The 7903-nt window shown below is 72.8% G+C and carries 6 protein-coding genes and 1 pseudogene; 1 reads left to right on the top strand and 6 read right to left on the bottom strand.

Annotated features, from left to right (window positions below):
* Positions 1 to 117: 117 nt before the first annotated feature.
* The 6 genes and pseudogenes from ACZ6SA_RS37290 to ACZ6SA_RS37265 form a co-directional block, all read right to left on the bottom strand.
* Positions 118 to 1467 carry an acetyl-CoA carboxylase biotin carboxylase subunit gene (locus ACZ6SA_RS37290; RefSeq protein WP_347648819.1) on the bottom strand — a complete coding sequence of 450 codons (1350 nt, stop codon included), beginning with the start codon at positions 1465 to 1467 and terminating at the stop codon, positions 118 to 120.
* Positions 1467 to 1985 (bottom strand): acetyl-CoA carboxylase biotin carboxyl carrier protein, encoded by a 519-nt coding sequence (locus ACZ6SA_RS37285; protein WP_465833534.1) that lies wholly within the window; start codon positions 1983 to 1985, stop codon positions 1467 to 1469. Before ACZ6SA_RS37285 ends, ACZ6SA_RS37290 begins: the two co-directional genes overlap by 1 nt.
* The gene (locus ACZ6SA_RS37280) at positions 1985 to 3721 is read right to left on the bottom strand and encodes an acetyl-CoA carboxylase carboxyltransferase subunit alpha (RefSeq protein ID WP_465833532.1); all 1737 of its coding nucleotides are present in this window, start codon (positions 3719 to 3721) and stop codon (positions 1985 to 1987) included. Before ACZ6SA_RS37280 ends, ACZ6SA_RS37285 begins: the two co-directional genes overlap by 1 nt.
* Positions 3718 to 4782, bottom strand: coding sequence for a glucose-1-phosphate thymidylyltransferase (locus ACZ6SA_RS37275; RefSeq protein WP_347648816.1), 1065 nt, complete (start codon positions 4780 to 4782; stop codon positions 3718 to 3720). Before ACZ6SA_RS37275 ends, ACZ6SA_RS37280 begins: the two co-directional genes overlap by 4 nt.
* A gap of 107 nt (positions 4783 to 4889) precedes the next feature.
* Positions 4890 to 6476, bottom strand: coding sequence for a BTAD domain-containing putative transcriptional regulator (locus ACZ6SA_RS37270; RefSeq protein ID WP_347648815.1), 1587 nt, complete (start codon positions 6474 to 6476; stop codon positions 4890 to 4892).
* Positions 6477 to 6482: 6 nt separating this feature from the next.
* Positions 6483 to 6752, bottom strand: a pseudogene (locus tag ACZ6SA_RS37265) (AfsR/SARP family transcriptional regulator); the annotation flags it as partial.
* A gap of 345 nt (positions 6753 to 7097) precedes the next feature.
* Here ACZ6SA_RS37265 and ACZ6SA_RS37260 point away from each other — a divergent pair.
* A complete protein-coding gene (locus ACZ6SA_RS37260) occupies positions 7098 to 7784 on the top strand; it encodes an SDR family NAD(P)-dependent oxidoreductase (protein WP_347648814.1) in 687 nt (228 codons plus the stop codon).
* Positions 7785 to 7903: the final 119 nt, after the last annotated feature.

Genomic DNA, 7903 nt, shown 5'->3' with positions numbered 1-7903 from the left:
CCCCCCCCCCCCCCCCCCCCCCCCCCCCCCCCCCCCCCCCCCCCCCCCCCCCCCCCCCCCCCCCCCCCCCCCCCCCCCCCCCCCCCCCGGGCCGGTGGCGTCCTCCGGGGTGAGAGGTCAGACGGGCTCCACGGTCTCGGCGAGCGCCGTGGTGTGCTTGCCGTCGCGGAAGAGCGGGTGGGCGAGCAGACCCGCGAGGAACCCGGTCGTGGTGCTGATGCCGGCGCCGGTGACGGCGCACTCCGACAGCGCCCGCTCCATGCGGGCGATGGCCTGGTCGCGGTCCGGCGCCCACACGCTGACCTTGGCCAGCAGCGGGTCGTAGAAGGGCGAGACGCGCATGCCCGGCCGTACGTGGTCGTCCACGCGGGTGAACGGCCCGCCCGGCAGCACGAGCGAGTCGACCGTGCCCGGCGTGGGCAGGAAGCCCCGCGCCGGGTCCTCGGCGTTGATGCGGCACTCGATGGCCGCGCCGTTGAGCCGTACGTCGTCCTGGGTGATGCCGGGCGCGCCCGTCGCGGCCACATGGAGCTGCTCGCGGACCAGGTCGACGCCCGTGACCAGCTCCGTGACCGGGTGCTCGACCTGGATCCGGCAGTTGACCTCGATGCAGTGGAACTCGCCCGCGTCGTCGAGCAGGAACTCGAACGTCCCCGCCCCGACGTAGCCGACGGCGCGGGCCGCCTCGACGGTCCGCTCGCACAGCCCGGCCGCCACGTCCTCGGGCAGGCCGGGCACCGGGGTCTCCTCGATGAGCTTCTGCCGCCGCCGCTGCACCGAGCAGTCGCGCGCGCCCAGGTGCAGGACCTGCCCGTTCGTCCCGGCCAGCACCTGCACCTCGACGTGGCGGGCCGACTCGACGTAGCGCTCCAGGTAGACCCGCTCGTCGCCGAAGACGGCCCGGGCGGCGTTGCGGGCCTGCGCGTACGCCTCGGGCAGCTCGGACGGCCGCATCGCGATGGCCATGCCCCGGCCGCCCCCGCCCGACAGCGCCTTGACGATGATCGGGAAGCCGATGCCGGCCGCCGCCTCGACGGCCTCCCCCACGCTGGACAGGGGACGGTGCGAGCCCGGCAGGACCGGCAGTCCCGCGGCCGACAACACGCGCAGCGCCTCGGCCTTGTCGCCCAGCATCGTCAGGACCTCCGGCGGCGATCCGATGAACGTCAGCCCCTCCGCCCGGCACATCTCGGCGAAGTCGGCGTCCTCCGACACGAAGCCGTAGCCGGGGTGGATGGCCTCCGCGCCGGTCTGGAGGGCGGCCTGGAGGACGGCGGGGGCGTACAGGTAGCTCCGCTTGGCCGGAGGCGGGCCGATCCGCACGGCCTCGTCGGCCACGCGGACGACCGGGGAGTCCTCGTCCGCCGACGAGTAGACGGCGACCGTGCGGATGCCCATCTCCTTGCAGGTGCGGGCCACCCGCAGGGCGATCTCCCCGCGGTTGGCGATCAGAACCGTGCCGAACATCAGCTCTCCTCCAGGGCGAAGAGCGCCTGCCCGTACTCGACGGCGGCGGCGTCCTCGGCGAGGATCCGGGTGATCCGGCCGGCGGTGGTCGCATGGACGGGGTTCATCATCTTCATCGCCTCCAGGATCGCGACCTGCTGTCCCGCGGTGACCAGGTCGCCCTCCTTGACGAAGGGCTCGGCTCCGGGCTCGGCGCAGCGGTAGAAGGTGCCGACCATGGGCGACGGGATGACCTGCCTCGCCGGGGCCGCGGCGCCTTGGGAGGCGTGCGCCGCCGCCGTGACGGTGACGGCGGCCCGCGCGGCGCCGTCCGGCGCCCGCCCGTTGACGGCCGTGCCGTTCGCCGCCGAAAGGCGCTGCTCCACAGGCAGGTCCTGGCCGTCGGGGGCGGCCCATTCGGCTTCGAGGCTCACCTCGCCCACCGTCACCTTCAGGCGGCGGATCGGCCCGCCGATGGCGTCGATGAACCCCGCGGCATGCCGCTGGACCGTCTCGATCAGCTCTCCGTGGTCGGACATCACGTCTCCTCGGACGAAGGGGCGCCAAAACTGCGGAAGCGCCGCCGCCGCGCCTCGACCAGCTCGGCGACCGGCAACGGGGCCAGCTCCTCGAACGCCTGCCGTACGGCCGCCTGGATCCGCTCGGCCGTACGCGAGGCGGCGACGTGCGCCCCCTCGTCCGGCTCGGGGATGACCGCGTCGACGACGCGCTGCCGGAGCAGTTCGCGGGCGTCCAGGCCGAGCGCCGCGGCGGCCTGCGGGGCCGCCTCGGCGGTCTTCCAGAGGATCGCGGCGCACCCTTCCGGGCTGATCACGGAGTAGACGGCGTTGGACAGGGCGAGCACGCGGTCGGCCACCGCCAGCGCGAGCGCGCCGCCGCTGCCTCCCTCGCCCGTGATGACGGTGACCACGGGCACGGGCAGCGCGGACATCAGGCGCTGGTTCTCGGAGATGGCCCACGCCTGGCCCTGCTCCTCGGCCTCGATGCCGGGGTAGGCGCCGGGGGTGTCCACGAGCGTGAGCACCGGCAGGCCGAGCTTGGCGGCCAGCCGCATGAGCCGGGCCGCCTTGCGGTATCCGGCGGGGCTCGGCATGCCGAAGTTGCGCTTCACGCGCTCCTGGGTGTCGTGCCCCTTCTGGTGGCCGATGAGCATCACGCCCCTGCCGCGCAGGCGTCCGATGCCGCCCACGATGGCCGGGCAGTCGCTGCCCGCACGGTCGCCGCGTAGCTCGGTGAAGTCCTCCAGCAGCAGACCGGCGTAGTCGAGGGTGGTCGGGCGGGCCGGCTCCCTGGCCAGCCGCACCACGTCCCACGGGGTGCGGCGCGGCAGGACCGACGGATCCCGTACGAGCCCGTCGGCTTCAGGCCGTGCCGGTGCGCCGGCCGAGGCAGCCGTCGGGCCGCTCGACAGGCCGCCCGTAGGGCCGTCCGCGGGGTCGTCCGCGGGGCCGCCCGTGGCGTCCGGGCGGGCGGCCGCCAGGAGGCGGGCCAGGGCGCGGCGCAGGGCCGGCCTGGGCACCACCGCGTCGATCAGCCCGCGCGCCAGCAGGAACTCCGCCGTCTGGAACCCCTCCGGCAACCGCTGCCGGATGGTCTGCTCGATGACGCGCGGCCCGGCGAACCCCAGATGCGCCCCCGGCTCGGCGACCAGCACGTCGGGCAGCGTCGCGAACGAGGCCGCCACGCCGCCGTACGTCGGGTCGGTGACGAGGGCGACGGTGAGGATCCCCGCCTCGTCCAGCCGGGCCAGCGCCTGGCTGCACTTGGCCATCTGCATGAGCGACAGCGCGCCCTCCTGCATCCGCGCCCCGCCCGAGGCCGTCACGATCAGCAACGGCACGCGTTCGGCCAGCGCCTTCTCCGCAGCGACCGTCACGAGCTCGCCGACCCCGGAGCCGAGCGAGCCGCCGACGAACGCGAAGTCGAGGCAGGCCACCACGACCGGGTGGGACTCGATGGTGCCGGTGGCGCACAGGGCGGCCTCGCGCAGCCCGGTGGCGGCCCGCGCGGCGGCCAGCCGCTCGGCGTAGGGCCGGGTGTCGGCGAAGCCGAGGGGGTCGTCGGCCGGCAGTGCGGTCTCGACCGGCTTCTCCGAGCCGGGGTCCAGCAGGCAGTCGAGCCGCTCGCGGGCGGTGAGCCTGGCATGGTGCCCGCACCCGGGGCAGACCCGCAGCACGCGCTCGTACTTGGGGCGGAAGACCAGGTCGGAGCAGCCGGGGCAGATCAGCCACGTGGCTTCGAGGGTGACGGTCATGACGCGCTCCCGTACAGCCTGGCCTCGCTGTGGTCGCCGAGCACCAGGCACGTGGGCCGGCCGAAGTCACCGCTCACCCTGGCCTGCCGGCCGATGAGGGAGTCGCGCAGGCTGCCGCGCACGGTGCTGCCCTCGCACACGACCGAGTTCTCGATGGTGGCGCCGACGATGTCGCAGTCGGCGCCGATGCTGGTGTACGGCCCGATCCGGCTGTCGCGCACCACCGCCGAGAAGCCGATCACCGCGGGCCCGGTGATGCGGGAGCCGCTGACCTCAGCGCCCTCCTCGATGACGACCGGGCCGCGGATCTCGCAGGACGCGTCCACCTGACCCCGGATCGACCGCTCGGCGGTGTCCAGCACCGCCCGGTTGCATTCCAGCAGGTCCTCGACCCGGCCGGTGTCCTTCCAGTAGCCGCCGTGCAGGTGCGCCTCGACCCGCCAGCCGTTGCGCATCAGCCACTCGATGGCGTGGGTGATCTCGCGCTCGTTCCGCCAGCTCGGCTTGACGCTGTGCACGGCCTGGTGGATGGCCGGGGTGAAGACGTACGCGCCGACGAGGGCCAGGTCGCTGCGCGGGTCGGCGGGTTTCTCCTCCAGCCCCGTGACGACGCCGTCGGGGCCGACCTGCGCCACTCCGTACTCGGAGGGGTTGGCGACCTTGCCGGTCATCACCATGGCGTCCGGCCGCGAGTGCCAGAACGCGTCGATCAGCGGGCCGAGCCCGTCGATGATGACGTTGTCTCCGAGGTAGAGCAGGAAGTCCGCGTTGCCGAGGAAGTCCTGGGACAACATGACGCAGTGCGCCAGGCCCAGGGGGGCGTGCTGGTGCAGGTAGGTGATGTCGAGCCCCAGCGTGCCGCCGTTGCCGAGCGCGTCGCGGATGGCCGGGCCGTGGTCGCCCACGACCACGCCGACCTCGGTGATGCCGACCTCTCTGATGGCTTCCAGGCCGTACAAGAGCACCGGCTTGTTGGCCACCGGCACCAGTTGCTTGGGGACAGTGTGGGTGAGGGGCCGCAGCCTAGTTCCCCGCCCACCCGCAAGGACGAGAGCCTTCATGGATATTCCTGCCTGACGAGGCCATGGACAAGCGCAGGCTGCCCGGCGCCGCTGGAGGAGCGATGGAGTCGCGCTCGTCCAGCGGGTCGAGCCCGGCTTGAGGGGCGTCAGAGCAGGTCGGAGTCGCCGCTCGAGCCGTCGTAGTGGCCGAGCTCCTGCTCGACCTGCTCGTAGGCGAAGAACCGGACCAGTTCGTGGAGGGTGTAGACGATGTCGTCGGCGTTGTGCATGAGCACCCGCAGGAAGTGGTTCTCGACGAGCTGCAGCAGCAGCTTGTCCACGGTGTCGGAGTCCCACTCCAGCAGCTTGGCCACGCCGCTCGCGGTGAACACCGGGCCAGGAAGGAGGCTGAGCAGGCGCAGGAAACGCCGTTCCTCCTCGCCCAGCTGCCGGTAGCTCTCCAGCAGGCGGTCGCGTACGTTGAGGTCGGCGAAGGCCAGCTCGTCCAGCAGCCTGCCGGCGCCGATCAGGCGTTCCGCCAGCTTCTTGAGCGGCCAGCCGGTGGATGACAGGCGCGCGCCCGCCGCTCTGATCGCCAGCGGCAGGCGGCCGCAGAGCTGGGCGATCACCTCGGCGGCCTGGCGCTCGCCGTCCGCGAGCGTCCTGCCGATGATGTTCTGCAGGAGCTCGACGCAGTCGGCCGCGGTGAGCAGGTCCAGCCGCACGTGCACCGCGCCGACCAGCCCGTTGAGCCCGGCACGGCCCGTGATGATGGTGCCGCTGGGCGGGCAGCCCGGCAGCAGCGGCTGGATCTGCGCGGCCGTGGCCGCGTCGTCGAGCACGATGAGCACTTTCCTCGGGGCGACCCAGGTACGGAACGCGGCGACACGGTCCTCCAGACCGGCGGGCATGCGGTCGTCGGTCATGCCGGCGGCGCTGAGGAAGCCGGCCAGGACGTCGGCCGGGTCGGCCGGGTCGCCGGTGCTGCCGCGCAACCGGGCGAAGAGCTGGCCGTCGGGGAAGGTCTGGCGCAGCAGGTGCGCGGCGTGCACGGCCAGCACCGTCTTGCCCACGCCGGTCATGCCGCTGAGGGAGACGACGGGGGCGAGCTCGTTGCGCGGCGAGGCGAGCCCGTCGAGGATCGCCTGCAGGCTGTCCACCCGGGTGGTGAAGTCGAGGACGTCGGGCGGGAGCTGCGCGGGGGGCGGTGCGGGCTCCTCCTCGGTCCGGTCGGCGGAGCTGATGGTGACCGGCTCCTCGGAAGCGGGCACCTCCAGGGAGCTGGCAGAGGAGAGAACCGCCTGGTGCATGGCCTGCGCGCGGCTCGACGGCTCCACGCCGAGCTCCTCCACCAGGAGCGTGCGCAGCCTCTGGTAGACGTCGAGCGCCTCGGGACGGCGGCCCGACCTGTGCAGGGCCAGCATGAGCTGGATGTGGAAGACCTCCTGCAACGGATGGTCGTTGACCAGGGTCTTCAGCTCGCTGACGGCCTTGCGGTGCCGCCCGAGCCGCAGGTCGACGTCGATCCGCAACTCCAGGGCGCGCAGGCGGCCCTCCTCCAGGGCGGTCCCGTACGCCGACAGCAGGCTGCCGCCGGTGACGTCGGCCAGAGCCGGTCCTCGCCACAGCGCGAGCGCCTGGCTGAGCAGATCGGCCGCCCTGCCCGGATCGCCGTCCGCGAGTGCCGCATGACCCTCCGACGTCAGTCTCTCGAAATGGTAGGAGTCAACGCTTTCCGGAGGCACGGCCAGCATGTAGCCGTGCGGCCTCGTCCGTAATACGGTGGACCGCTCTCCGTAACCTTCGGACAAGATGTTCCGCAGCTTGTAGATGTAAGTTTGCAGAGTCGACAACGCGCTCACCGGCGGGCTGTCCGGCCAAAGTTCGTCGACCAACTCCGACGTTAATACGAGAGATTGGTTGCGCAGCAGAAGCAGCGCCAACACTTCTCTGACTTTCGGCGGCGTCGGGGTCAGCTCCACACCTTGACGACCAAGCACCGCCAACGGGCCAAGCACCAGGAAATCCATCGCCTTCCCACGTTCTGACCGGGGAGACGCCCCACCACAGCCGCTCAGGGCAGAGTGTCACAAAGAGCGATACCCCGAGCGCGGCAGTGCTGCGTCCGCCCTGTTGCGCTTACCACTCGTTCGTTTCCCTCAGCCCGACCTCCTCCGATCAACCCCCAGCCGAACGCCCGCCATGGTCGAAGTCGCCCATGGAGTGACGCTGGTGTTCTGATATAAGCACGATCTCCATGCGGAGAAAACCGTCAAAACGCCGCTCCGCGATGGAGAAAACTTATAGGCGCTCTCCAGCGATCCTCCAGCGGCCATGACGAGAATCGCGCGATAAGACGGCCTAATGGAGATCGCATGACGGCGAAATCACGCACTGCTCTGGTGACGGGCGCCAATCGCGGCATCGGCCGGGCGGTGAGCGAGCGGTTGCACGCGCTCGGGCACCGGGTGGTGGTGGCGGCCAGGGACGCGGAGGAGGCCGGGCGCACCGCGGCGGCGCTGGGCCCCGGCGCGCGGGCGGCCACGCTCGACGTGACCGACGAGGAGGCGCCGGAGCGGGTGCGGGCTCTGGTGGGGCCCGTGGACATCGTGGTGAACAACGCCGGCATCCAGCTCGACTGGGGGCGCCCGCCGCTGGCGGTGCCGGTCGAGCTGGTCAGGCGGCAGTTCGAGGTGAACGTCCTGGGTGCCTGGCGGATGTGCCAGGCGTTCCTGCCCGGCATGGTGGAGCGGGGCTGGGGCCGGGTGGTGATGGTCTCCAGCGGCACGGGGGCGTTCAGCAACGGGCTCTCGGCGCACACGCCGGGCTACGCGGTGTCGAAGACCGGGCTCAACGCGCTGACCGTGCTCATGGCCGCCGAAACGAGGGGCACGGGCGTGCTGGTCAACGCGGTCAACCCCGGTCAGGTGCGGACGCGGATGCGCCCGCAGGCCGAACGGCTGCCGGAACAGGCCGCGCAGGACATCGTGTGGGCGGCCACCCTCCCGGACGACGGCCCCACCGGAGCGTTCCTGCGCGGCGGGAAGCAGGTTCCCTGGTAGCCGCCTGTCACGGCAGCGGGCACGAGGCGGGGGGGGGGGGGGGGGGGGGGGGGGGGGGGGGGGGGGGGGGGGGGGGGGGGGGGAGGGGGGGGGGGAGGGGAGGGAGGGGGGGGGGGAGG

It is taken from the genome of Nonomuraea sp. NPDC049378 (genome assembly GCF_055586745.1).
Note: the sequence above shows the minus strand (reverse complement) of the source record. Positions and strands in the feature narration are given on the sequence as shown.